This window comes from Bradyrhizobium sp. Kon56, from assembly GCF_055807635.1.
On record NZ_JBVVOU010000562.1, the window covers coordinates 1 to 248 of the forward strand.

Annotated in this window: 1 protein-coding gene; it reads left to right on the plus strand. The window is 47.2% G+C overall.

Annotation, left to right across the window (positions count from 1 at the left end):
- Positions 1–62: 62 nt before the first annotated feature.
- On the plus strand, positions 63–248 hold a 186-nt coding region (locus tag AC0L3B_RS40050), incomplete at its 3' end, for an N-6 DNA methylase (protein ID WP_473383510.1).

Below are 248 nucleotides of genomic sequence, written 5' to 3' on the forward strand. Positions count from 1 at the left end.
GAATTCAGCTAAGCCTTCGGAGATTTTCTGAATGAGGACAGATAGCTTAATTCCCCACTGACATGGATGCATTTGGTGATGTTTATGAGTACTTGATCGAACAGTTTGCCGCAGGTTCAGGCAAGAAGTCGGGTGAGTTCTACACGCCACAGCAAATTTCCGACATCCTTTCCTCTATTGTTACACTCGATAGCCAGGATCCCCAGAGCGGCTCAATACAGAGCTTGGGAAGTGTGATGGACTTTGCC